This window comes from Hymenobacter citatus (assembly GCF_014333615.1).
GTDB lineage: Bacteria > Bacteroidota > Bacteroidia > Cytophagales > Hymenobacteraceae > Hymenobacter > Hymenobacter citatus.
Genome location: NZ_JACSCY010000001.1, coordinates 341766 through 365289 on the forward strand (window position 1 = coordinate 341766; position 23524 = coordinate 365289).

Annotated in this window: 21 protein-coding genes; 9 read left to right on the forward strand and 12 right to left on the reverse strand. The window is 57.6% G+C overall.

What is annotated here, in order from left to right; genetic code table 11:
• Positions 1 to 245: 245 nt before the first annotated feature.
• From H8B15_RS01400 to H8B15_RS01420, 5 genes are all read left to right on the forward strand, one after another.
• Positions 246 to 1904: a DUF8189 domain-containing protein gene (locus H8B15_RS01400; protein ID WP_187317862.1), complete on the forward strand. Its 1659-nt coding sequence runs from the start codon at positions 246 to 248 to the stop codon at positions 1902 to 1904.
• Positions 1905 to 2043: 139 nt separating this feature from the next.
• Positions 2044 to 2358, forward strand: a complete 315-nt coding sequence (locus tag H8B15_RS01405; RefSeq protein ID WP_187317863.1) for a protease inhibitor I42 family protein — start codon at positions 2044 to 2046, stop codon at positions 2356 to 2358.
• A 172-nt stretch (positions 2359 to 2530) separates the two neighbouring features.
• Entirely contained in the window at positions 2531 to 3166 is a 636-nt protein-coding gene (locus tag H8B15_RS01410; RefSeq protein ID WP_187317864.1) for a NeuD/PglB/VioB family sugar acetyltransferase, read from the forward strand.
• Between the two features lie 106 nt (positions 3167 to 3272).
• Entirely contained in the window at positions 3273 to 4226 is a 954-nt protein-coding gene (trhO, locus tag H8B15_RS01415) for an oxygen-dependent tRNA uridine(34) hydroxylase TrhO (protein WP_187317865.1), read from the forward strand.
• A gap of 164 nt (positions 4227 to 4390) precedes the next feature.
• Positions 4391 to 5263, forward strand: a complete 873-nt coding sequence (locus H8B15_RS01420) for a nucleoside phosphorylase (protein WP_187317866.1) — start codon at positions 4391 to 4393, stop codon at positions 5261 to 5263.
• Between the two features lie 157 nt (positions 5264 to 5420).
• Here the strand turns inward: H8B15_RS01420 and H8B15_RS01425 are convergent, their stop codons facing one another.
• Entirely contained in the window at positions 5421 to 5726 is a 306-nt protein-coding gene (locus tag H8B15_RS01425; protein WP_187317867.1) for a hypothetical protein, read from the reverse strand.
• Between the two features lie 90 nt (positions 5727 to 5816).
• Entirely contained in the window at positions 5817 to 6827 is a 1011-nt protein-coding gene (locus H8B15_RS01430) for an acyl-CoA reductase (RefSeq protein WP_187317868.1), read from the reverse strand.
• Between the two features lie 189 nt (positions 6828 to 7016).
• Here H8B15_RS01430 and H8B15_RS01435 point away from each other — a divergent pair, with 189 nt between their 5' ends.
• The 3 genes from H8B15_RS01435 (at position 7017) to H8B15_RS01445 (ending at position 12632) form a co-directional block, all read left to right on the forward strand.
• Positions 7017 to 7367 (forward strand): 4Fe-4S dicluster domain-containing protein, encoded by a 351-nt coding sequence (locus tag H8B15_RS01435; RefSeq protein WP_187317869.1) that lies wholly within the window; start codon positions 7017 to 7019, stop codon positions 7365 to 7367.
• 274 nt (positions 7368 to 7641) lie between these two features.
• Positions 7642 to 10326 (forward strand): valine--tRNA ligase, encoded by a 2685-nt coding sequence (locus H8B15_RS01440; protein ID WP_187317870.1) that lies wholly within the window; start codon positions 7642 to 7644, stop codon positions 10324 to 10326.
• 197 nt (positions 10327 to 10523) lie between these two features.
• On the forward strand, positions 10524 to 12632 hold the full coding sequence (locus H8B15_RS01445; RefSeq protein WP_187317871.1) for a S9 family peptidase: 2109 nt from the start codon (positions 10524 to 10526) through the stop codon (positions 12630 to 12632).
• A 178-nt stretch (positions 12633 to 12810) separates the two neighbouring features.
• On the opposite strand, the gene H8B15_RS01450 is transcribed toward H8B15_RS01445, so the two are convergent.
• The 3 genes from H8B15_RS01450 to H8B15_RS01460 form a co-directional block, all read right to left on the reverse strand.
• Positions 12811 to 13020, reverse strand: coding sequence for a hypothetical protein (locus tag H8B15_RS01450; protein WP_187317872.1), 210 nt, complete (start codon positions 13018 to 13020; stop codon positions 12811 to 12813).
• A gap of 75 nt (positions 13021 to 13095) precedes the next feature.
• The gene (locus H8B15_RS01455; protein ID WP_187317873.1) at positions 13096 to 14541 is read right to left on the reverse strand and encodes a dihydrolipoamide acetyltransferase family protein; all 1446 of its coding nucleotides are present in this window, start codon (positions 14539 to 14541) and stop codon (positions 13096 to 13098) included.
• A gap of 164 nt (positions 14542 to 14705) precedes the next feature.
• Positions 14706 to 15965: a competence/damage-inducible protein A gene (locus tag H8B15_RS01460; protein WP_187317874.1), complete on the reverse strand. Its 1260-nt coding sequence runs from the start codon at positions 15963 to 15965 to the stop codon at positions 14706 to 14708.
• Between the two features lie 96 nt (positions 15966 to 16061).
• Here H8B15_RS01460 and H8B15_RS01465 point away from each other — a divergent pair, with 96 nt between their 5' ends.
• Complete coding sequence (locus H8B15_RS01465; RefSeq protein WP_187317875.1) at positions 16062 to 16817, forward strand: DUF4197 domain-containing protein; 756 nt, start codon at positions 16062 to 16064, stop codon at positions 16815 to 16817.
• A gap of 133 nt (positions 16818 to 16950) precedes the next feature.
• Here H8B15_RS01465 and H8B15_RS01470 read toward each other — a convergent pair whose 3' ends face one another.
• From H8B15_RS01470 to H8B15_RS01500, 7 genes are all read right to left on the reverse strand, one after another.
• Complete coding sequence (locus H8B15_RS01470) at positions 16951 to 17310, reverse strand: hypothetical protein (RefSeq protein WP_187317876.1); 360 nt, start codon at positions 17308 to 17310, stop codon at positions 16951 to 16953.
• A gap of 116 nt (positions 17311 to 17426) precedes the next feature.
• Complete coding sequence (locus H8B15_RS01475) at positions 17427 to 18029, reverse strand: Uma2 family endonuclease (protein WP_187317877.1); 603 nt, start codon at positions 18027 to 18029, stop codon at positions 17427 to 17429.
• A 43-nt stretch (positions 18030 to 18072) separates the two neighbouring features.
• Positions 18073 to 18705, reverse strand: coding sequence for an ATP-binding cassette domain-containing protein (locus H8B15_RS01480; RefSeq protein WP_187317878.1), 633 nt, complete (start codon positions 18703 to 18705; stop codon positions 18073 to 18075).
• The gene (gene lpxA / locus H8B15_RS01485; protein ID WP_187317879.1) at positions 18695 to 19492 is read right to left on the reverse strand and encodes an acyl-ACP--UDP-N-acetylglucosamine O-acyltransferase; all 798 of its coding nucleotides are present in this window, start codon (positions 19490 to 19492) and stop codon (positions 18695 to 18697) included. Before lpxA ends, H8B15_RS01480 begins: the two co-directional genes overlap by 11 nt.
• A 98-nt stretch (positions 19493 to 19590) precedes the next feature.
• Positions 19591 to 20982, reverse strand: a complete 1392-nt coding sequence (locus H8B15_RS01490; protein ID WP_187317880.1) for a bifunctional UDP-3-O-[3-hydroxymyristoyl] N-acetylglucosamine deacetylase/3-hydroxyacyl-ACP dehydratase — start codon at positions 20980 to 20982, stop codon at positions 19591 to 19593.
• A gap of 121 nt (positions 20983 to 21103) precedes the next feature.
• On the reverse strand, positions 21104 to 22144 hold the full coding sequence (gene lpxD / locus H8B15_RS01495) for a UDP-3-O-(3-hydroxymyristoyl)glucosamine N-acyltransferase (RefSeq protein WP_187317881.1): 1041 nt from the start codon (positions 22142 to 22144) through the stop codon (positions 21104 to 21106).
• A gap of 131 nt (positions 22145 to 22275) precedes the next feature.
• Positions 22276 to 23502: an HD domain-containing protein gene (locus H8B15_RS01500; RefSeq protein WP_187317882.1), complete on the reverse strand. Its 1227-nt coding sequence runs from the start codon at positions 23500 to 23502 to the stop codon at positions 22276 to 22278.
• Between the last annotated feature and the right edge of the window lie 22 nt (positions 23503 to 23524).

Sequence of the window (23524 nt, forward strand, 5' to 3'; positions counted from 1 at the left end):
TTATCGGGAATGGTTAGGTCAGCCCTGCTGCCAGAAAACGGAAGAACAAGGCCTACCAACTAGTGGTAGGTAAGGTGGTGTATTGCCAGTTTGCCCCCGTCTTCTTAGAAATAAAGGGGGCACGTAGGTAAGACCTTATTGGCTAGGTGAAGGATAAAGGTGTGCTCTGTAAGTGTCTGAAAGAGAAAGGTACTGTGGTCTGATTGCTTGCTTCTAGTAATGTTCCACCTTTTTTCTTTACAGATATGCCAACCCTCAGTTTTGAAGAGTTAAACACCGCGCTACGCACCAGTCAGGCCCCGTGGCAGGCGGCCGAAAACGTCATCACGCGCCTACCCGACCTGAAGCGCAAGGCCCTGCTGGGCGTGCAGATACCGGCCGGCTACCAGCTGCCAGCCAACGCCGGGGCGCCCGCAACGGCCAACTTTGCCCCAGCCGTAGACTGGCGTAACCGCAACGGCAACCACGTGACGCCCGTGAAAAACCAGGGCGGGTGCGGCTCCTGCGTATCGTTTTGCACAGTGGCCGTCACCGAGTCGATGGCCTCCATTGAGAAAGGGCAATTGCTGGATTTGTCGGAAGCCGACCAGCACTTTTGCTCCAGCCACGGAGCCAACTGCGGCGGTTGGTGGCACCCCGATGCGTTCAATCAGATCAAAAGCCGAGGGGTGTGCGACGATGCGGGCTTTCCCTACCCCTCGGCCTTCCCCAACAACGACATCTGGAGCAGCCCGCCTACCTGCCGCCTGGCGCCCAACCGCAACAACCGTATTACTAAAATTACCAATGTCATTTCGCTCAGCTCGGCCACACAGATCAAAAACCACCTCACCAGTGTGGGGCCGGTAGCTGCCGTGTTTGAAGTGTACAGCGACTTCTACAACTACCGCACCGGTGTGTATAAACACGTAACGGGCGGGCTGGAAGGGCTGCATTGCGTGGCAGTTATCGGCTACTCAGAGGCCGAGCAGTGCTGGATTTGCAAAAACTCCTGGGGGCCGGGGTGGGGCGATAAAGGCTTCTTCAAGATTGGCTACGGACAGTGCAAGATCGACTCCTACGAGAAGGTAGGCGCAACGGGCGTGGTGCTGCCGGCACCTCCGCACGGCTGGTACGGCTACGAGAGCCTGGGCGGCGTCCTCACATCGCGCCCCTCGGCCGTGAGCTGGGGCCCCAATCGCATTGATGTGGTAGTGCGCGGCACTGACTCGGCCGTGCACCACCGCTGGTGGGATGGTGTGAGCTGGAAGGGTTGGGAAAGCCTGGGGGGCCAGATACAGGGCGCCCCCGCCATCTGCTCCTGGGCCAGTGGCCGCCTCGATATCTTTGCCTGGGGCATGGATCAGGCCCTGTGGCACAAGTGGTTTCAGGGCGGCTGGAGCAACTGGGAGCGGTTGGGAGGCCAAATTTCCTCTGAGCCCGCGTGTGTGAGCTGGGGCCCCAACCGCATCGATATTCTGGCCAAAGGCCTCAACTCGGCCATGTTGCATATGTGGTGGGATGGGCACTGGAATGCCTGGGAAAGCCTGGGGGGCGTCATCACCTCGGCGCCGGCCATTTCGTCGTGGGCCAGTGGGCGGCTCGCCTGCTTTGCCCGCGGCCAGGATAATAAGATGTGGCACCGCTGGTTCCAAGGTGGCTGGAGCGGTTGGGAAAACCTGGGCAATGTGATGGCCGGCGCCCCGGCCGCCGAGTCGTGGGGTCCCAACCGCATCGACACGTTCTACCGTGGGCTCAACAGTCGCTTGATGCACAAGTGGTGGGATGGTAGCCGGTGGTCGGGCGAAGAAGATCTGGGCGGCGTGCTTACGTCCGATGTGGGGGTGTCGTCGTGGGCCAGCGGGCGGCTCGACTGCTTCGTGCGCGGCACCGATTCGGCCATGTACCATAAATGGTATGCCTAACGTACACCCAACTTCAAGCACCGCGGATGGCCCTGGCCACCCGCGGCGTTGCTTTGTCGGCGCCTTATGGCTGCTTGTAGCTGCCTGTCACGCAGCTCCCCAAAGCATTGATCTGGCTACCATACAACGCCCAACGCCTATGGAAATGCAACAGCTTACGCTTCGGGTACAGGAGCAGCACGCCGTAACTCTCCCCAGTCGGGGTGCCAGTGGCTTGCAACTGCTATTCTCAACAGAGCCCGCTGATATAGTGTTGGTTGTGCGGCGTGAGCCCACGCCCAACGAGCGGGAGCAGCCGCCTATTACAGTGGGTGGCACCATCGCCGCCTACTTCGAGCTGACCGGTTTGAAGCCAGGGCAGGCAACCGTCCGTTTCTACGAGAAGCCCGCCCCCGGCCGTGGCGGCCCATCCGAAATTCCGGTTGCCACCTACCTGATTACGGTGAGCCAGTGAAATGGCACAGCAATAACTGCGGCAGAAGTAGGCTGTCTTGCTGATTCCGCTTGCAGGTAGCCTGGTACTTTCGCCGGGCCTTCCCAACGCCCTACGCTTGGCTTGTCAGCGTAGGGCGTATCTTTGTGGTTTCGCTGCAAACTCCGGCCCCGCGTGGGCTGTTCTCTTTTATATGGAAAATCCTGTAATCATTCTGGGCGCACAGAGCGTGGGCACCGCGGCCCTTGATTCTTTTCTGAGCAACGACGTGGTCGTGTACTGCCTGCTCGATGATGATGCCCAATTGCAAAATACCGAAGTAAACGATGTGCCCGTCATGGGCAACACCGACAACAAAGACCTGCTGAAACTCCTGGGCAAGAAGTGCGAGGTGTTTGTGGCTACCGAAGATGTGGCCAGCCGCCGCAGCCTCACCGGCATGCTGCACGACGAGTATGAGGTGGCGCCCGTCAACGCTATCCATGCCCGCGCCAGCGTGGCCGAGCATGCCTGGCTGGGCCACGGCATCTTGGTAGGCGCCAATGCCGTGGTGGCCAGCACCGCCAAGGTAGGCGACGGCTGCATCATTGGAGCCAATGCCGTAGTAGAGACCAAAGTAGAGGTAGGGGAGTACTCCCAAATCGGCTCCGGCGCCATCCTAAACACCGGCGTGGTAGTAGGCGATCAGGCCTTTATCGGCTCGGGGGCTGTTGTGGTGGCAGGCGTCAAGATCGGGAAGAAAGCCAGGGTAGGGGCTGGCTCGGTGGTAGTAGCCGACGTGCCCGCCAACCAAACCGTATTCGGCAACCCCGCCGCGAAAGTCGGTTAAGAACAGCTGCTTCGAAGCAGAAACTAATCTGTTGAGTTGAATAAGTTCTGTTCGGGTATTCAGTGAATCAGAATGTTAATTTTCGATTCTTACTTTTAATTGAAAAATGGATTACCTCGTTCTACTCTATTATTGCTACGCGCCCATTGAGGATGCCGAAGCGTTTCGGGAAGAGCACCACCGCTTGTGCCTGCGCCTGCACTTACGCGGCCGCATTATTGTAGCGCCCGAGGGACTGAATGGCACTGTGTCGGGCCGGCGCGCGGACTGCGAGGAATACATGCGCGTAGTGAAGGCTGACCCGCGCTTTGCGGCGCTGGAGTTCAAGGTAGAACCTGCCGACGCGCACACGTTTCAGAAGCTGCACGTGCGCGTGAAGCCCGAAATCGTGCATGTGGGCCTACCCGATATCAAGCCCTACGAGCGCACCGGCATCCACCTCTCGCCCCAGGAGTTCAAAGACATGAAGGACCAGGACGACGTGGTGGTGCTGGACGTGCGCTCCGACTACGAGCACGAACTGGGCCGCTTCAAAAACGCCGTTACACTTGATATCGAAAACTTCCGTGAGTTTCCGGGCAAGGTAGAGGAGCTGGCGCAGTACAAGGACAAGAAAATCCTGACCTACTGCACCGGCGGTATCAAGTGCGAAAAAGCCAGTGCCTTTCTGCTGGAGCAGGGCTTCGAGAACGTGTATCAGCTACACGGCGGTATTATTAAATACGGTCTGGAAGCCGGCGGCGAGGATTTCGATGGCAAATGCTATGTCTTCGACGGCCGCGTGGCCGTGGATGTGAACAGCGTGAACCCCACCATTATTTCCACCTGCCACCACTGCCACACGCCCTCGGCGCGTATGGTGAACTGTGCCAACCCGCACTGCAACGACCACCTGCCCCTCTGCGAAGCCTGCGCCGAACAGCTGGAAGGCGCCTGCTCGCCTACCTGCCAGCAGCACCCCGACAAGCGCCCCTACGACGGCACCGGCACCTACCCCAAAAACAGCAATAATTATAACCCTGAGCAGGGCTTGCTGTCGTATAGAGCGCCTGCCAAGTAAGGTAGGCGCCATAAATAGGTTGTCATCCTGAGCAGGGCGAAGGACCAGCTCCCGCTAGAGCGACTATCATAGCAACGATTCGTTCTGGCGGGAGCAGGTCCTTCGCGCTGCTCAGGATGACACTTTTTCTATATTCGCTTTCTCCCACCTAAAACACCTTTCTCATGCCTATTCCTGAATCAGAGCTGATCCTGAATAAAGACGGCAGCATCTATCACCTGAACCTGCTGCCCGACCATATCTCCGATACCATCCTCACGGTGGGCGACCCGGAGCGCGTACCGATGGTCAGCCAGCACTTCGATTCCATCGAAACCAAGATTCAGAAGCGCGAGTTTGTGACCCACGTGGGCTACTACAAAGGCAAGCGCCTCACGGTCATTTCGACTGGCATGGGCACCGACAACATCGATATTCTGCTCAACGAGCTGGATGCGCTGGTCAACATCGACTTTGTGTCGCGGGATGCCTGCCCCCACGACGAGCGGATTCAGCTGCGCATCGTGCGCATTGGCACCAGCGGCGCCTTGCAGGCCGATATTCCGGTAGGTTCTCACCTGGTAACGGAGCACGCCGTGGGCCTCGATTCGCTGATGCAGTTCTACCCCCTGGTGGAAACGGGCCTGGAGGTGGAAGTAGCCACCGGCATTCAGCAAGCGTTGCAGTTGCCCTACCGGCCTTACTGTGTGCGCGGTTCCGACCTGCTGCGTGAGCAGCTGGGCAACGACATGGTGGTAGGCAACACGCTCACGTGTCCCGGCTTCTATGGCCCGCAAGGCCGCGTGCTGCGCCTCGACCTGCGCCAGCCCGACTTGATTCAGCAGTTCCAGAATTTCCGCCACCAGAGCGCCGAGGGCGAGTTGCGCCTCACCAACTTCGAGATGGAAACAGCCGGCTATTATGCCCTGGGGCGTATGCTGGGCCACGAGGTAGTCTCGCTGAATGCCATTGTAGCCAACCGCGCCACCGGCGAGTTTGCCACGAACTCAGAAAACGTCATCAACGAGTTGATTGTGAAGACGCTGGATCGGGTATAGTTGATTAATCTCTATAAAAGAAAAAAGCGTCTGTCATCCTGAGCTTGTGAAGGACCTTCTCACGCGTGAACGAGTCGTTAGTGCGATTATCGTTCTACCGTGAGAAGGTCCTTCGCAAGCTCAGGATGACAGACGCTTTTTCCTGTTAGGCTTACTCTTAATAAAAATCGAACCCCAGCACGGCTTTCAAGGGTAGGGATACACCAGCTTTCAGCGTAAGGCTGTTGTCATGACACGCCCAGATACTGGTGTGCACGCGGCGGGTGATGTAATCGGACGTACGGAAATAGATGTCGACTTTACCCTGGTAGTTGTTGCCGAGGGCCGTGGCGCGGTCGGCATCGTGCTGGCGGCGCTGGCGGTCCAACGGGTCGGTAAGAACATCTTCGGTAGGAAAGTGCAGACTAGGAATAGCTTCTTTCTCAATGATTTCAGCTGTGTCTGTCGAAGGTGTGAAGGGCATAGGGTGAAAAGCTAAAAGGGGTAGGGTGACAAAGTAGGTAAAGAACGCTCGTAGTGATTTGAAGCGTATTAAAACGGAATTATACTTCCATTAAAACTGCGCTAGAAATTTCATCGTGTCGATGCCGTCGGCGTAGTCCCACACCTGCGGGTGCTGGGCCCGCCCAAAGGCAAAGCTGCCCGGATACTGCCCGCCCGCCGACACCAAACACTGCGTTTGATCGGCCACCGTGGTCAGGCGCTCCACCAGGTCTACCTCGTGCTGGTAGCCCTCGTAGTGCACCACCGAGATGGGCGACACCAGCTGCGGGCTTTCGGTGAGCAGCAGGAAACCATTATCGTAGTGCGGCACACCGTTCACCAGCAAAATGCTCTTGTTGTAGTCGTAGTTGTTCTGGTATTTGTGATGGTCGAGAATGTGATGCCAGGGTTGCAGCGCGTCGAGCAGGGTAGGGAAGGAGAAGCCCACCGGCACGTACAATTTGCTCACGTTGCGGCAGCCCAAGCCGTAGTAGCGAAAAATATCCTCGCCGAGCAAGCCCAAATCGTGTTCCGACTCGCGCCCCGTGAGAATAGCCAGACTGGTACGATTACGGCGGATCAGGTTGGGCTTCTTGCCGAAGTAATACTCGAAGTAGCGCCCGGTATTGTCGGAGCCAGTAGCGATGAACGCGTCGGCCGCGTTCAGGCGCGGCACAAAGCGGATCATTTCCTCAAAGCGCGGCTCAATTTTCACCAGCTCGGTGGCAATCCAGGTCATGAGCACGGTGTCGTCGGCGCTGGGTTTGGCGAGTAGCACGTGGCCACTGAGCAGCACGCATAGCAGATCGTGAAAGCCCACCAGCGGAATGTTGCCGGCCATGACCACGCCAATCTGGCGGGGCTGCTCCGGCTCGGCGGGGTAGCGGCCGGCCCATTGGCGCAGCGGTTCCTCGGCCAGTAGCTCAGCAATGCCTTGGATAGCATACGCCACATTGGTAGGCGTAAACCAGTTGTTCTGGTTGCGGGCACGGGCACCCAAACTAGCTAGTTCGTCTTCGGATAGGTTCTGCAAACGCTGGCCCAGGGCCACAAAGGCCGCCAGGCGGTCAGAATGATTCATACAGGAAAGATGGAGTGGAAGGCTGAAGTTTGAGTGAAGGCAGGAGGTGTAAACCCGTCTCAGGTCAACATTCAACGCTTAAAATTACGCGCACTGCGAGTTAGTTTCTATTTTTGTCGACCCGCGTTACGTTCGCGGGGCTTTTTACGTAAGCAACGACGTTACCTCAGCATAAAAATATAGACGGCTATGTCCATCATGATAACCGACGAGTGCATCAATTGTGGTGCCTGCGAACCGGAATGCCCCAACAATGCCATTTACGAAGGCGGCGCCCAGTGGCGTTGGGCCGACGGAACGGCCCTGAAAGAAGTGGAAATGGACGGCGGTACCGTGGTATCGGGCGTGGCCCCGCAAACCCCGATTTCCGACGAATACTATTACATCGTGTCCGATAAGTGCACTGAGTGTGTGGGCTTCCACGAGGAACCCCAGTGCGCCGCCGTGTGCCCCGTAGACTGCTGCGTAGACGACCCCGACTACCGCGAAACGGAGGACGCGCTCCTGAAAAAGAAGGAGTGGCTGCACGCCGAAGCGTAAGCCAACTTCTTGTCCCTCAGAAGCCTGCCTCTGCCAAGGGGTAGGCTTTTTTGTGGGGTTGGGTTGATGGGGAATAGTGTCATCCTGAGCGCAGCGAAGGACCTTCTCACGCAAGAACGATGAACGCAAAGACGAGTCGTTGTTGCGCCTATCGTGCCAACGTGAGAAGGTCCTTCGCTGCGCTCAGGATGACAGATATTTCTCACGCTCCCCATCTACCCGGTCCCTCAGTCCAAATCCCTATTTTTGCTCTTTCAACTAGATTCTCCCGTCGATGTCTATCGCCAAAACCTACTCTCCCGCCGACGTTGAAGCCAAATGGTACCAGCGCTGGCAGGAAAAAGGCTTTTTCCACGCCAAGCCCAACCCGCGCAAACCCGCCTACTCCGTCGTGATTCCGCCGCCCAACGTAACGGGCGTGCTGCACATGGGCCACATGCTCAACAATACCATTCAGGACGTGCTGGTGCGCCGGGCGCGCATGCAGGGCAAGGAGGCGTGCTGGGTGCCCGGCACCGACCACGCCAGCATTGCCACCGAGGCCAAGGTAGTGGCGCTGTTGCAAGAGAAAGGCATTAATAAGAAAGACCTGACCCGCGAGGAGTTTCTGACCCACGCCTGGGACTGGAAGGAAAAATACGGCGGCATCATCCTGGAGCAGCTCAAAAAGCTAGGCGCCAGCTGCGACTGGGACCGCACACGCTTCACCATGGAGCCCGAGCTGACCGACGCCGTGCTGCGCGTGTTCGTGGACTTGTACCGCAAAGGCCAGATCTACCGCGGCATCCGCATGGTGAACTGGGACCCCAAAGGAGGCACCGCGCTCAGTGACGAGGAAGTAATTCCGAAGGACACGATGGCCAAGATGTACCATTTGCGGTATGAAGTAGTTATTAGTGAGCAGTTGTCAGTTGTTAGTGCTCAGGGTGAGTCTGACAACCAACAACTAACAACTAACAACTACCTAACCGTCGCCACCTCCCGCCCGGAAACCATAATGGCCGACGTGGCTGTGGCCGTAAACCCCAACGACCCGCGCTACCAGCACCTGATTGGGCAGCGGGTGCGGATTCCGCTGCTGGGGCGCGACATTCCGGTGATTAGCGATGAGTACGTGAGCATCGACTTCGGCACGGGTGCGCTGAAGGTGACGCCCGCGCACGACCTGAACGACTACGAGCTGGGCCTGAAGCACAACCTGCCCGTTATCGATATCCTGAACAACGACGGTACGCTCAACGAAAAAGCGCAGCTGTACGTGGGCCAGGACCGCTTTGCCGCGCGCCGCAACATCGTGAAGGACCTGGAAGAAGCCGGCCTGCTCGACAAGGTAGAGGAGTACGCCAGCGTGTTGCAAACCTCGGAGCGCACCGGCGCCGTGATTGAGCCGCGCCTGTCGTTGCAATGGTTCTGCAAGATGGACCACATGGCCAAAAAGGCGCTGGAGGTAGTCGAAAACGACGAAATCAAGCTGCACCCGCCCAAGTTCAAGAACATGTACCGGGCGTGGATGGAGAACGTGCGCGACTGGTGCATTTCGCGGCAGTTGTGGTGGGGGCAGCGTATTCCGGCCTACTACCTGCCTGATGGCTCGTTTGTGGTAGCGCTCAACGAGGAAGAAGCCCTGAAACTGGCCCGCGAACAAAGCGGCAACCAAAACCTGGAAGCCAGCGACCTGCGCCAGGACGAAGACGTACTGGATACCTGGTTTTCGTCGTGGCTGTGGCCGATTTCGGTATTTGACGGTTTCAAGGACCCCGACAACGCCGATATCAACTATTTCTACCCCACCGACGACCTCGTGACGGCGCCCGAAATCCTGTTTTTCTGGGTGGCCCGCATGATTATGGCTGGCCTGGAATACCGCAAGGAGGTGCCGTTCCGCAACGTCTACCTCACCGGCATCGTGCGCGACGCGCAGGGTAGGAAGATGAGCAAAAGCCTCGGCAACTCGCCCGACCCGCTCGATCTTATTGCTCAGTACGGCGCCGACGGTGTGCGCACCGGCATGCTGTTCTCTTCGCCGGCCGGCAACGACTTGCTCTACGATGTGAAGCTAGTAGAGCAGGGCCGCAACTTCACCAACAAGCTCTGGAACGCTTTCCGCCTCACCCAGGGCTGGGAGGTAGACGCCGCCCTACCCTTTGCCAATGGAAAAGCCGTGGAGTGGTTCGGGGCGAAGCTGCAAGCCACACTAGCCGAGTTGGACGAGCACTTCGAGAAATTTCGGATGTCGGATGCCTTGATGACGGTGTATAAGCTGGTGTGGGACGACTTCTGCTCGGTGTACCTGGAAATGGTGAAGCCCGCCTACCAGGCCCCCATCGACGCCGAAACGCTGCGCCACACCACCGCCTACCTCGAAACCCTGCTGAAGCTGCTGCACCCGTTCATGCCCTTCATCACGGAGGAAATCTGGCACGAGCTGGCCGAGCGCACCGACAACGACTACCTCTGCGTGGCCGCTTGGCCCAAGCCGCAGCCCGTGGCCGGCGCCACCGAATTGCTGGCCCGTATGGACAAGGCGTTGGATATTGTGGCTGGCATTCGCAACATCCGTAACCAGAAGGGGTTGGGTCCGAACAAGCCGCTGACCCTGGCCGCTAAAACCGACGACACGCAGCTGTTGCAGGACTACGACGGCATTCTGCGCAAGCTGGGTGCGCTAACGGAAATTAACGTAGTAGACGCTGCGCCGGCTGCGGCGGTAGGCTTTGTATCGGGTGGGGCGGAGTTCTTTGTACCACTGGAAGGTCAGATTGACCTCGGCGCCGAGAAGGAGCGACTATCTAAGGAATTGGAATACGCGCAAGGCTTCCGTGATTCAGTGCTGAAAAAGCTGGCGAACGAGAAGTTTGTGCAGAACGCCAAAGCTGATCTAGTGGAGCGCGAGCGGCAGAAGTTAGCCGACGCCGAAGCCAAGATTACGGCGCTGGAGCAGAGCCTTTCGGCGCTGTAAAGAGCAGAGAAAAGCTAACAGAACGTCATTTCGACCAGCGGGAGAAATCTCGCGTGCTGACGACAGATAGTATCTATCATCAGCACGCGAGATTTCTCCCGCTGGTCGAAATGACGTTCTGTTTTATGCTGTATCAATCAGCGCAATCTTCACTGAGCAGTTGTATCTTTCTTACCGAACCCTACCCTTCCACTACCATGAAAAAATCTACTATTCTGTTCAGTGCGCTAGCTATGGCTGCCGGTGCCGAGGCGCAGCAGGCGCCTAAGCCACCGATAGCTGCTGTGAAGCCCAAAGAGCTGAAGATGGGCAACAACGCGCGCACCGACAACTACTACTGGCTGAACGAGCGCACCAACCCGCAGGTAATCAGTTACCTCGATGCCGAAAACGCCTACTTCGACAAGGTGATGGCGCCGGTGAAAGACCTGGAGGAGAAATTCTACCAGGAAATGAAAGGCCGCATCAAGGAGCAAGACGAGTCGGTACCCTACCGCGACAACGGCTATTACTACTACACCCGCTACGAAAAAGGCGGCGAGTACCCCATCTACTGCCGCAAGAAGGGCGACCTGAAAGCGCCGGAAGAAGTGTTGCTGAACGCCAACGAAATGGGCAAAGGCAAGAGCTATTTTGCGGTGGGTGGCTATGAAGTCAGCGACAACAACCAACTGATGGCCTACGGTGTCGATACCGTGAGCCGCCGCCTGTATACCCTGCGTTTCAAGGACTTGAAAACGGGTAAGGCCTACCCTGAAGCCATTCCGAACACCAGCGGCAACGCCGTGTGGGCCGCCGACAACAAAACCGTGTTCTACGCCAAAAAGGACGTGACCACGCTGCTACCCTACCAGCTCTACCGCCACACCCTCGGCACCGACCCCAAGCAGGACAAGCTGATCTACGAGGAAAAGGACAATACCTTCAATCTAGGGGTAGGACGCTCGAAGTCCAAGAAATACATTTTCCTGGTGCTGGGCAGCTCGCTTTCCAACGAGTTCCGCTACTTGGATGCCACCGCACCCACCGGCGAGTTCAAGACGTTCCTACCCCGCGAGAAAGACCACCTCTACGACGTAGAGCACCTGGCCGACAAGTTCTACGTGCGCACCAACTGGGAGGCACCCAACTACCGCCTGATGGCGACGCCGGTGAGCAACACCGCCAAAACCGCGTGGAAAGACGTCATTCCAGCCCGCAAAGATGCCTTTATCGACGCCTTTGATGTGTTTCGGGACTATCTCGTGGTGAATGAGCGCAAAGAAGGCCTGCGCCAGCTGCTTGTTATGGGGCTGAAGGATGGCAAGCGGAACTATATAGCTTTCAGTGAGCCGGCCTATACCGCTACCATTGGCGTCAATCCGGAACTGGACACGCCGATACTGCGCTACAACTACACCTCGCTCACCACGCCGCCCTCTACCTACGACTACAACATGGCAACAGGCAAAACCACCCTGCTCAAGCAGCAGGAAGTGGTCGGCAGCTTCAAGAAGGAAGACTACGTGACGGAGCGCACCTTCGTGAAAGCCCGCGACGGCGCGATGGTGCCGATTTCCATCGTCTATAAAAAAGGCTTTAAGAAGGATGGCAACGCGCCGCTACTACAGTACGCCTACGGTTCCTACGGCTATTCCCAGGATCCTGGCTTTTCGGCGGCCCGCCTAAGCCTGCTGGATCGGGGCTTTGCCTACGTGCTTTGCCACATCCGGGGCGGGCAGGAGATGGGTAGGGAGTGGTTCGAAAACGGCCGAATGCTACACAAGAAGAACAGCTTCACGGACTTCATTGACTGCTCGGAATACCTGATCAAAGAGAAATACACTTCCCCGCAGAAGCTGTTTGCCATGGGCGGCTCGGCGGGCGGCCTGCTGATGGGCGCCGTGGTGAATATGCGCCCCGACCTCTACAAAGGCGTCATTGCCGCCGTGCCGTTTGTGGACGTGGTGACCACCATGCTCGACGAAAGCATTCCGCTGACCACCGGCGAGTACGACCAGTGGGGCAACCCCAACGAGCAGCAGTACTATGACTACATGCTGTCCTACTCGCCCTACGACAACGTGAAAAAGCAAGCCTACCCCAACATGCTCGTCACCACCGGCCTGCACGACTCGCAGGTGCAGTATTTCGAGCCGGCTAAGTGGGTAGCCAAGCTCCGCACCCTGAAAACCGACAATAACCTGCTGCTCCTGCACACCGACATGGCCGCCGGCCATGGTGGCGCCTCCGGCCGCTTCAAGTCCCTCCACGACACCGCCCGGCAATATGCCTTTATGCTGCTAGTGCTGGGCATGCGGGCGTAGGTTAGTTGCCAGTTGCCCGTTGTAAGCAAAAGCGCCGTGTCATCCTGAGCTTGCGAAGGACCTTATCACGCTAGAACGACCATCGTAGCGACGATTCGTTCTAGCGTGATAAGGTCCTTCGCAAGCTCAGGATGACACGGCGCTTTTTTTATGCTGACGCTACTAACCAACGAATGACTTACTGCAACGTATCTCGCGTGACGTCTTGCCGGCCGCGGGGCATTACGCCACGGTTTTGCATTTGCAGTTGAAACGTCACCTGCTCACAGTCGGCAAACCGTTTTTCGGCCAGTTTCAGGGATTCCTCGGTGGCCGTGAGCTGGCGGAATAGGTAGAGGATGAGGCCTAACGCGATGAGCAGAGCCGCCAGGAAAAGGTAATTTTTCATTGGAAGAAATAAGCAAAAAGATAAGCCCATCCGGCTGGATGGGCTTATGTGAAGCCAGTGCGCGAAGATACGGCGCTAGAGGGTAGTGTTCGGGTCGAACTGCTCCAGGTAGTCGGCTACCTTACGCACAAACATGCCGCCCAGCGAGCCATCCACCACGCGGTGGTCGTAGCTGTGCGAGAGGAACATGAAGTGACGAATCCCAATCAAATCGCCCTGGGGCGTTTCAATCACGGCCGGTTTTTTCTTGATAGCGCCTACGGCCATAATAGCCACCTGCGGCTGCATGATGATGGGCGTACCCATCACGTTGCCGAACGAGCCCACGTTGCTCACGGTGTAGGTGCCGCCTTCCAGGTCCTCGGGCTTCAGCTTGTTCTGACGGGCACGGTTGGCCAGGTCGTTCACGCGCTTGCTCAGGCCGTTCAGGTTCAGTTGGTCGGCGTTATGAATCACGGGCACAATCAGGTTGCCGGAAGGTAGGGCCACAGCCACGCCAATGTTGATGTCGCGCTTCTTGATGATATAGTCGCCGTCAACGGATACGTTGATGTTTGGATAGTCCTGAATGGCGCGGGCAATAGCCTGAATGAAGAGCGGCGTGAACGTCAGGTTCTCGCCCGTGCGCTTCTTGTACGCGTCTTTGTGCTGATTGCGCCAGTTCACAAGCTCCGTCACATCTGCTTCTACGAAGCTCGTCACGTGCGGCGAAATTCGTTTGCTGTCTACCATGCGTTGCGCAATCATCTTGCGCATGCGGTCCATTTCCACCAGCTCGTCGTTGCCGCTTACGGAGGGTGCCGGCTTGGCTTTCTGCTCCTCCGCTTTCGGTTTGGCTGTCTCCGTTTTGGCGGCGGGTTGCGGGGTAGCAGGGGCTTTGGTTTCGGGCTGTGCTACGGGAGCTGCCGGGGCCTCTGCCTGAGCCGAAGGGGTAGGAGCGGCCGATGGCGTTGCTGACGACGCAGCCAACGGCTTCTTGCCATCGGCTACATAGTCCAGAATATCTTTTTTCGTAACGCGGCCTTCAGCGCCGGTCCCGGGTAGCTGTTCCAGGTCGGCCAGGGAAATGCCTTCTTCGCGGGCAATGCTGAGCACAAGCGGCGAATAGAAGCGGCCGGCGGCCGGAGAAGCAAGAGCAGAACCAGTAGGCGGCGTAGCATGAGGCACGTGCGGCACCGCAGCAGCGGCTTCCTGCTCGTCGTCAGATATATCGGTATCGGGCGCAGAAGCCTGCGGAGTAGATTCTGCCGCAGCTGGAGTGCCGGCAGTGGCGCTGGCCGCGTCAGTCTCCACAATGGCAATAGGTGCGCCCACGGGTACCACGTCGCCCTCCTGCACCAGAATTTCTTGCAGCACGCCGGCATGAAGGGCGGGTACTTCCGTATCTACCTTATCAGTAGCTACTTCCAGCACCGATTCGTCCTGTTCAATGGTGTCGCCTACTTGCTTCAGCCATTTCAGAACGGTGCCTTCCATGATGGATTCGCCCATTTTGGGCATCGTCATTTCCACTCGTGCCATAGGTTGCGGGAGGTATAGAGAAGTTGAGGGTGGGGGAGGATTAGTGCCGCAAAGGTAGGGAATAGTGAAATGGTGAGATGGTGAAATGGTGAGTTTGACGTTTCGACTGCGTAAGCCGCCCTAATAGAGCCGTTAATACATCTAACTCACCATTTCATACCTCACTATTTCACCACTGGGGGTAGGCTCAGGCGCAGCAGATTCAGCACAGCCGTACTCGTATACTCAATGTTGAGTTGACGGCCCCGATCAAAGCTGAGCTGGCGGCTGACGGTTTGGTGGGCGTCGGCGTAGGCAATGCAGATGGTGCCTACCGGCTTTTCAGGGGTGCCGCCACCGGGGCCGGCAATGCCGCTGGCGGCCACGGCTACATCTACGCCCAGGCGGTGGCGCAGGCCTTCGGCCATTTCACGGGCGGTGGCTTCGCTCACGGCGCCGTGGGCTGCCAGGGTTTCAGGCTTCACGCCTAGTGCTTTCACTTTGATGTCGTTATCATACGCTACGATGCTACCCTGAAAATAGCTCGAGCTACCCGGCACGCTGGTGAGACGCTGAGCGATATAGCCGCCGGTGCAGCTTTCAGCAGTACCTACTGTGAGGCCCCGCTCACGCAAGAGTTGGCCTACGGCTTCTTCCAGCTTCACCTCACCTTCGGCAAAAATATGCGTGCCCAGCCGCTCGCGCAGGGCGGGGAGTAGGGCCAGCATCCGGCCGCGCAGGTCGGGCTGACCGTCGTCGGTGCCGGTAAGGCGCAGGCGCACGGCCCCGAGTGAGGGGAGGTAGGCCAGCTTCACATTGGGGGGTAGGGCGTCTTCCCAATCAGCAATCTGCTGAGCCAGAAACGACTCGCCTAGCCCAACCGTTTGCACCACCACGTGCTCGATGGGCGCCGTATGAAAATGCTCTTGTAAGCGCGGCAATACCGTGTCGGTCATCATGCGCTTCATCTCAAACGGCACGCCCGGCATCGACACGAACACCGTGCCCTGGTCCTCAAACCACATGCCCGGCGCCGTACCCATAGGGTTGGGCACCACCTCGCACGCGCGCGGCACGTAGGCCTGCTGGCGGTTCACCTCCAACATAGGCCGGTTGTAGCGGGCAAAGATGGCCTCTACGTGTTGCAGAGTAGGCTCGTGCAATACCAGTTCTGAGCGAAAATACTCGGTGAGTACGTGCTTGGTGAGGTCGTCTTTGGTGGGGCCAAGGCCACCCGTGAGCAGAATCACATCGGCCCGCTCGCGGGCGGCGTCCAGGGCCTGCACAATCTCCGCGCCCCGGTCCGACACGCTGGAAATCTGCCGCACCCGGATGCCGAGCTTGCCCAACTCCTGGCCCATAAAGGCCGAGTTTGTATCGATAACCTGGCCGTAGAGCAGTTCGTCGCCGATGGTAATAATTTCCGCATTGGGTACCTGTTGCATAGCGTGGGGAGGGAGAGGGGCGAAGGTTTTTGGTCCGGTTTGTGTCTTTTCAAGAAAAGATTCGCTTCCACTAACTGCGAAACGCTGCTTTGAGTTATGAAAAATCTTCGCTCCTCCCTCTTTCTTGCTGGTTTGCTGCTAGGTCTGAATACCGTGGCCTCGGCTCAGGTATTCCAACTGCCCAAAATTGGCGGTATCAAACTACCTACTACCAAGAAAACCACCATTACCTCCACCACCGGTTCCGTAAGCCAAACTGAGGCGGCGGAAGGCCTCAAGCAAGCCCTGATGCAGGGCATCAGCAAAGGCACCGATCAGGCTTCCCAAACCGATGGCTTCTACCTCAACAAGCTCATTCGCATTCCTTTCCCTCCCGATGCCCAGCGCGTAGCCAATACACTGCGTACCATTGGCCTGGGTAGCCAGGTAGATCAGTTTGAACTGTCGCTGAACCGAGGTGCCGAAGACGCGGCCAAAAGTGCCAAGCCTATTTTTCTGGCCGCCATCAAGAGTCTGACGTTCAAAGACGTGTGGGGCATCCTGACGGGTGAGAAAGACGCCGCTACCTCCTACCTCAAGCGTACGACCACTACACAGCTCACCACAGCCTTTCAGCCCATCATTCAACAGTCGCTAGACAAGGTGAACGCCACACGCTACTACACGGCCCTGACCACGCGCTACAATAGAATTCCACTGGTGACGCCCGTGCAAACCGACCTCAACCAGTACGCCACCGGCAAGGCCATCGATGGCTTGTTTACGCTGGTAGCGCAGGAAGAGGCCAACATCCGCGAAAATCCCGTAGCCCGCACCACCGAGCTGCTGAAGCGTGTATTTGGTAAGAGTTAATGGTTGATGTGCTGATGGGATAGCATAAAAAGGCCCGCGCTCGTTAGAGCGCGGGCCTTTTTATGCTAAATGGGCAACTGATGACTACATAAAAACCAGTGCATCAATCATCAACACATCAGAAATCAGCACACTAATAATCGTCGTCGTCGTAGCGACCTTTGCTACCGCGCTTGCTGCTGCTGCCATAGCTGTCGTCATCGTCAAAATCGTCGTCATCATCCAGATCGTCATCAAAGCTGCCGAAGCCGCTGCTGTCGCTGGAGTCATCGGCAGCTTCTGCCGTGGCGTACTCTTCTTCCGTCATGCTGGCCAAGTCCAGGGCCTCGTCGTGCGAGGAGCCGGTGTCGCGCCACATCAGGTAGTCGGAGTATTTGGCAGAGAGCTTATCCTCGGCGCTGCCGCGGGTTTTACTGCCACCGGATTTGGCAAAATTGTCAAGCTCGTCGTCATCGTCGAGGTTGTCGTCGTCGAAGTCGTCGTACGTTCTCATGGCCGTGGTAAGGGGCGATAAAGAGGTGAAAAAAAGGAAGCAAGTTGTTTGCGCCGCCCAAGGGCGAAGATACGGCGCAGGGCGTTTAGAAGTTCTTGCGAAAGGTAAGGAGAATGTTACAAAGCGCCGTTAGCAGGCGGCAAAGGAACTTTTCGGTAGATTTCGCTAACCGGAACTTCGAGATGCAAGGCAGTCAAATCGACCTGATCCGTCAGCTGCCTGTACTCCCGAAAGTTCCACGTATCACCTTCGAGCCGCGTGATGCAGAGAATGTGCACCCGTTGGCTGTCTACCAGTAGGTAATGCCGCAAGTTGGCAATATTCCGGTAGAGCAGAAATTTGCCCTCCTGATCATACTGAGCAGTGGAGCGAGATGTGACCTCAACCAGTAGCACTGGATTGAGCAGGGTGTCGAGGTAGGCATCTGGTAGAAACTCTTCGTCACCACAGGTTACTACCACATCTGGATACGTATATAATCCGTTGCTAGCTACATGCACACGCATATCGCTAGGATATACATTACAGGTGTCTGCTACGCGTGTATCTAATCCTACGATTAAATTTGTAACGAGTAAATTGTGTTGTCGGCTAGCCCCGCTCATGGCGTATACTTCCCCTTGATAATACTCGTGCTTACCGTCTGTATCACGGTTAGCAGCTCGCTCGGCGGCTAAATATTCCTCAACAGTAATATAAGGTTGTAGTTGAGCTGACATAGTACTAATAGTTTGGTCAAATATACAGGCTGCCAAGGATATATCAGCGTGCAGCCCGCGCCCCGAAGTCAATGATACTGAGGTGCTCTGTGCAGAATTCGTACTCCTCCGGGATGTTGGAGCTGACCACTACCGTGCGCCCGGCGAGGGTAGCGCGGGCGTGCTCCAGGTACCAAGCCACGCCCGCCCGGTCGAGGTTGGTGGTGGGCTCGTCGAGTAGGAGCAGGGGGGCATCGGCGTAAAGGGCCAGGGCCAGCTTCAGGCGCTGCTTCATGCCGGAGGAAAAGTCGCGCACCAACTTGTGGCGCGAGTTTTCCAAGTACATCAGCTCAATTAGCGCTTTGGGCGTGAGGCCGGGCCGCAAGGGTTTGAAGCGGGTATGAAAGTGCAATAATTCCGTCAGCGTCAGCTCCTCTACCACTTCCAGGTAGGGCGCGCAGTACGCCAGTAGGCGCGGTACATCGTCTACCCCTACCGCCTGGCCCTGCCAGGTATAGGTCAGCGTACCCTGGCTGGGTAGGAGTTGCCCCGACAATGTATTGAGCAGCGTGCTCTTGCCCGAACCGTTCGGTCCCAGAATAGCCGTGGCCGACCCCGGCTGAAATGTATAGGTCAGATCCCGGAAAATCCACTCGCGCAGGTAGCGCTTGCTCAGGCCCGTTGCCTCAATCTGCACTGCTGTTGTGGCGGGTATAGCCCTTAATCACGCCTCGACCTGATTGCCGTACAAAGTTTACTACCTCGTCGCGCTCGGGAGAGGGGGCAAGCTCCAACTCAATCTTATCCAGTGCCTCGTTGTTGTTCAGCCCGCCCAGGAACAACAAGCGGTAGAGCTGCTGAATCTCGGAAATTTTCTGATCGGAGAAGCCCCGGCGGCGCAGCCCAATACTATTGATGCCGGAGTACGAAAGTGGCTCACGGCCTGCTTTCACAAAGGGCGGCACATCTTTGCGAATCAGCGAACCACCCGAAATCATGGCGTGGGGACCTACCTTCACAAACTGGTGTACCGCCGAGGAGCCGCCCACAATGGCATAATCACCTATTTCGACGTGGCCGGCCACTTGCACCGAGTTAGCTAGAATGCAGTTGTCGCCAATCACGCAATCGTGGGCTACGTGCACATAAGCCATCAGCAGGCAGTTGCTACCCACCACGGTACGCTGCCGGTCTACGGTGCCACGGTTTACCGTCACGCACTCCCGAATCACGGTGTTGTCGCCGATGTGGGCCGTGGTTTTTTCGCCCGCAAATTTCAGGTCCTGCGGTACAGCGGAAATGACGGCGCCGGGGAAAATCTTACAGTTCTTGCCAATCCGGGCACCAGGCATAATGGTCACGTTCGGACCAATCCAGGTACCCTCCCCGATTTCAACGTCCTGATAAATAGTGGAGAATGGCTCTACCACTACATTATGGGCAATTTTGGCTTCGGGGTGGATATAGGCAAACGGCTGGTTCATGCTTTCTTTCAATTAAAGATTAAGAATTAGGAATTAAGAATTGACATACATGGCATGAACAGCACAGCGCTGTAGGACCATTTTTTAATTCTTAATTTTTAATTCTTTTTCACGATGCTGGCGCTCATTTCGGCTTCCATCACCACTTTCCCGTTCACAAAAGCCTTGCCGCTCATCTTGGCAATACCCCGTTTGATGGGGGCCAGCAACTGGCACTTGAAGATAATGGTGTCGCCGGGCTTCACCATGCGGCGGAAGCGGCAGGTGTCGATGCCGAGGAAGTAAGTCCAGTAGTTTTCGGGGTCGGGTACAGTGTTAAGTACCAGAATACCACCGGTTTGGGCCATAGCTTCAATCTGCAATACGCCGGGCATCACGGGGTTGCCGGGGAAGTGGCCGGGGAAAAACGGCTCGTTCATCGTCACGTTTTTCACGCCGGTTACCGTGGTGGCATCCAGGTGAATGATTTTGTCGATGAGCAGGAAGGGGTAGCGGTGAGGGAGGGTAGCGGCAATCTGGTTGATGTCCATCACCGGCACGCGAGCGGGGTCGTAGTGCGGCACCGGGGAGGAGTCCACCTCCATCATCTTCTTCTTGATGCGCTTGGCAAACGCCACGTTCGCGGCGTGGCCGGGCCGGGCGGCCAGGATCTGCCCTTTCAGCGGGCGGCCTACCAGGGCCAGGTCGCCGATGAGGTCGAGGAGCTTGTGGCGGGCGGGCTCGTTTTTGTGGCGCAGGTCCACGTTGTTGAGGATGCCTTCCTTCTTCACGGCCACTTTGGGCTTGCCCAGCATCTCGGCCAGCTCGCTCAGCTCATCCTCGCTCACCACGCGGTCTACCACCACAATGGCATTGCTCAGGTCGCCGCCTTTGATGAGGTTTTGCTTGTAGAGCGCCTCCAGCTCGTGCAGAAAGCAAAACGTGCGCGACGACGCAATTTCGGTGGCAAACTGCGACATCTCCGTGAGCGAGGCGTGTTGCGAGCCCAGTACCGGCGAGTTGTAGTCCACCATCACCGTGAGGCGGTAGTTGTCGAGGGGTAGGGCGGCAATTTCCACGCCGCGGGGGTTGTCCTGGTAGCGGATTTCGTCGGGAATCTCGAAGTAGTTGCGCAGGGCGTTCTGCTCTTCCAGCCCTACCTCCTGCAACGGCTTGATGAACTCGTACGATGAGCCATCCATAATGGGCGGCTCGGGGCCGCTGAGCTGGATGAGCACGTTGTCAATTTGCAGGCCTACCAGCGCGGCCAGCGTATGCTCCACGGTGTTCACGCGGGCACCGTTCTGCTCGATGGTGGTGCCGCGGGAAAGGTCCACTACGTTGTCTACGTCGGCATCTACCAGGGGCTGACCGGGCAAATCAATCCGCTGAAACTTGTAGCCGTGGTTGACGGGCGCCGGGCAGAAGGTCATGGTGGCCACCACGCCCGTGTGCAGGCCAATGCCGCTCACGGTTACCGGGGCCTTAATGGTGTGTTGCTTGTCGTTCATTGAGTAGCTGTTAGCTATTGGCTATTAGCTGTTAGCTTATGGGTAAAGAAGCCGGGAGCAGAGAAGTTGAACGGCGCTAACGGCAACAGCTAATAGCTAACAGCTCAACTCGGCCGCAAAGCTATGACTTTTCCGGCTTTGAATTGGCGCGTTCTAACGCACTCAGGCGGCGCTCCAGGTCGGGCAGGTGCCGGAAAACGGCTTGAGCGCGCAGACTGTCACGCAAACTGAAGGCCGGTGCGCCCTGCAAAAACACCCCTTCTTCCTTGATAGACTTGCCTACCCCCGACTGGGCCGTGACGGTGGTATGGTTGGCCAACGTGAGGTGCCCGGCAATGCCCGTTTGCCCGGCCAGCACGCAGAAATCCCCGATTTTGGTGGAGCCCGACACGCCCGTTTGCGACGCAATAACCGTGTGTCGGCCCACCTCTACGTTGTGCGCCAGCTGCACCAGATTGTCGATTTTGGCACCCTCCCGAATGACCGTTGAACCCATCGTGGCGCAGTCAATCGTGGTATTGGCCCCGATGCTCACGTTGTCTTCCAGCACTACGTTGCCAATCTGTGGAATGGGGCGGTAGGAGCCGTCGGGCTGAGGGGCGAAGCCGAAGCCGTCGGAGCCCAGCACCGCGCCGGCGTGAATCACGCAGCGCGCCCCTACCACCGTATCGGGGTAGAGCTTGGCGCCGGCGTAGACGATGGTGCCGTCGCCGATGCGGCACCGGTCGCCGATGTAGGCGTGCGGGAAAATCAGCACGTCGCGCCCAATAGTACAGCCCTCGCCGATGTAGGAAAAGGCACCGCGGTAGTGGCCGTCGCCTACCTCCGAGCCGGCGCCCAGAAAGGCCGGCTCCTCTACGCCCCGGCGGCCGGTGCGGGTGGCCTGCTGGTAAAACTCCAGCAGGGTAGTGAAGCTGGAATACGGGTCGTCGACGCGGATAAGGGCGGCCGTTACGGGCTGGCGCAACACCAGGTCGCGGCTCACAATCACGGCCGAAGCGCCCGTGGTATACAGGTGCGACTCGTACTTGAGATTAGCCAGAAAAGAGAGAGCCCCTGGCTGCGCTTCTTCAATCTTCGCCAGCCGGTCTATGCTCCGGGTGGCGTCTCCTTCCGTTGTGCCGTGCAGCACTTCCGCAATCTGGCTTACCGTAAATTCCATCCGGCAAAAGTAGGGATTGATTGTTGATGTGCCGATGTGCCGATAAGTTGATTGTGGATGTGCTGATAAAAACGGAAACATCATCAGCCGATCAGCAATCAACTCATCAGCATATCAACTCATTAACACAGTTACATAATTTCCTTGGGGTAGCAGAGATAGTGCTTTTCTACCCGCTGGCTGAGGGCGCGAATGTTGGGCAGGTCCGAGGCCACCGCTACGTTTACCACGCGCCCGCGCTTGGTGAGCACGTCGATGGTGTCGCCCACGGCATCGTAGGCGTTGTTGCTGATGCGGCCGTGTAGCATTAGCAGGGCGGCTTCGTCGGGCGGCAGCTGGAAACGCTCGGCAATCAGTTCGGTTACGCCCAGCTTGAAGTCATCTTCAAACGCATCGGACTGCAACGTTATTTTGAACAGGTGGCGGTTGAGAATGCTGCCGGCCATGTAGCTGAGCACCTTGTCGGGGTGGGTGGCCCACTGCTTCACGGCCCCCCAAATGTCGTAGTCGTCGAGCTGCACGAAGCGTTGCAGGATGCTGTCGTCGGCCTCAAACTCGCGGATGCTTACCGGTCGGCTCAGAAAGTAGTGTAGGCACGACGACGCCCCTACCTCCTGCCCGGCGCGGGCCAGGTCGCGGGCGCGCTGTACAATGCGAATCACCATTTGCTCGGCCGATGTCACGGTTTTGTGCAGGTACACTTGCCAGTACATTAGGCGGCGGCTCACCAGAAAGTTCTCGATGCTGTACACGGCTTTTTCTTCCAGCACCAGCTTTTCGTCCACTACCGTCAGCATTTTGATGAGGCGGTCGGCGCCGGGCCTACCCTCCTGCACGCCGGTGTAGAAGGAGTCGCGGTTGAGGTAGTCGAGGCGGTCCATATCCAGCTGGCTGCTCACGAGCTGGTGAAAGAACGGCCGGGAGTAGGAACCCTGGAAAATCTGGATAGCCAGGTCGAGCCGGCCGTCGAACTCCGTATTCAGCCGTTGCATCAGATACAAGGAAAGCTGCTCGTGCGGCACGCCGTCGAAAATGCTGTGCTCCAGCGCGTGCGAGAGCGGGCCGTGGCCGATGTCGTGCAGCAGGATGGCAATCATGGCCGCCTCGCCTTCCTTGGCTGAAATCTTCACCCCTTTATCCTTCAACGAGCGCAGTGCTAGCGACATCAGGTGCATAGCACCCAGCGCGTGGTGAAAGCGCGTGTGCAGCGCCCCCGGATACACGAAGCTGGTGAGCCCGAGCTGCTGAATCCGCCGCAGCCGCTGAAAATACGGGTGCTCAATCAGATCAAACAGCAGCTCCGTGGGGATAGTCACGAAGCCATATACGGGGTCGTTGAAGATTTTCTTTTTGTTCATTTTTGGGGTCTTAGGGTCTCGG

Excerpts from the sequence above, each read along its gene's own strand:
- H8B15_RS01500 (WP_187317882.1), bottom strand. The coding sequence starts at position 23,502 with ATGAACAAAAAGAAAATCTTCAACGACCCCGTATATGGCTTCGTGACT.
- H8B15_RS01470 (WP_187317876.1), bottom strand. The coding sequence starts at position 17,310 with ATGAGAACGTACGACGACTTCGACGACGACAACCTCGACGATGACGAC.
- H8B15_RS01420 (WP_187317866.1), top strand. The coding sequence starts at position 4,391 with ATGCCTATTCCTGAATCAGAGCTGATCCTGAATAAAGACGGCAGCATC.
- H8B15_RS01445 (WP_187317871.1), top strand. The coding sequence starts at position 10,524 with ATGAAAAAATCTACTATTCTGTTCAGTGCGCTAGCTATGGCTGCCGGT.
- H8B15_RS01400 (WP_187317862.1), top strand. The coding sequence starts at position 246 with ATGCCAACCCTCAGTTTTGAAGAGTTAAACACCGCGCTACGCACCAGT.
- H8B15_RS01425 (WP_187317867.1), bottom strand. The coding sequence starts at position 5,726 with ATGCCCTTCACACCTTCGACAGACACAGCTGAAATCATTGAGAAAGAA.
- H8B15_RS01430 (WP_187317868.1), bottom strand. The coding sequence starts at position 6,827 with ATGAATCATTCTGACCGCCTGGCGGCCTTTGTGGCCCTGGGCCAGCGT.
- H8B15_RS01440 (WP_187317870.1), top strand. The coding sequence starts at position 7,642 with ATGTCTATCGCCAAAACCTACTCTCCCGCCGACGTTGAAGCCAAATGG.
- H8B15_RS01455 (WP_187317873.1), bottom strand. The coding sequence starts at position 14,541 with ATGGCACGAGTGGAAATGACGATGCCCAAAATGGGCGAATCCATCATG.
- H8B15_RS01460 (WP_187317874.1), bottom strand. The coding sequence starts at position 15,965 with ATGCAACAGGTACCCAATGCGGAAATTATTACCATCGGCGACGAACTG.
- H8B15_RS01410 (WP_187317864.1), top strand. The coding sequence starts at position 2,531 with ATGGAAAATCCTGTAATCATTCTGGGCGCACAGAGCGTGGGCACCGCG.
- H8B15_RS01450 (WP_187317872.1), bottom strand. The coding sequence starts at position 13,020 with ATGAAAAATTACCTTTTCCTGGCGGCTCTGCTCATCGCGTTAGGCCTC.
- lpxD (WP_187317881.1), bottom strand. The coding sequence starts at position 22,144 with ATGGAATTTACGGTAAGCCAGATTGCGGAAGTGCTGCACGGCACAACG.
- H8B15_RS01405 (WP_187317863.1), top strand. The coding sequence starts at position 2,044 with ATGGAAATGCAACAGCTTACGCTTCGGGTACAGGAGCAGCACGCCGTA.
- lpxA (WP_187317879.1), bottom strand. The coding sequence starts at position 19,492 with ATGAACCAGCCGTTTGCCTATATCCACCCCGAAGCCAAAATTGCCCAT.
- H8B15_RS01435 (WP_187317869.1), top strand. The coding sequence starts at position 7,017 with ATGTCCATCATGATAACCGACGAGTGCATCAATTGTGGTGCCTGCGAA.
- H8B15_RS01475 (WP_187317877.1), bottom strand. The coding sequence starts at position 18,029 with ATGTCAGCTCAACTACAACCTTATATTACTGTTGAGGAATATTTAGCC.
- trhO (WP_187317865.1), top strand. The coding sequence starts at position 3,273 with ATGGATTACCTCGTTCTACTCTATTATTGCTACGCGCCCATTGAGGAT.
- H8B15_RS01465 (WP_187317875.1), top strand. The coding sequence starts at position 16,062 with ATGAAAAATCTTCGCTCCTCCCTCTTTCTTGCTGGTTTGCTGCTAGGT.
- H8B15_RS01490 (WP_187317880.1), bottom strand. The coding sequence starts at position 20,982 with ATGAACGACAAGCAACACACCATTAAGGCCCCGGTAACCGTGAGCGGC.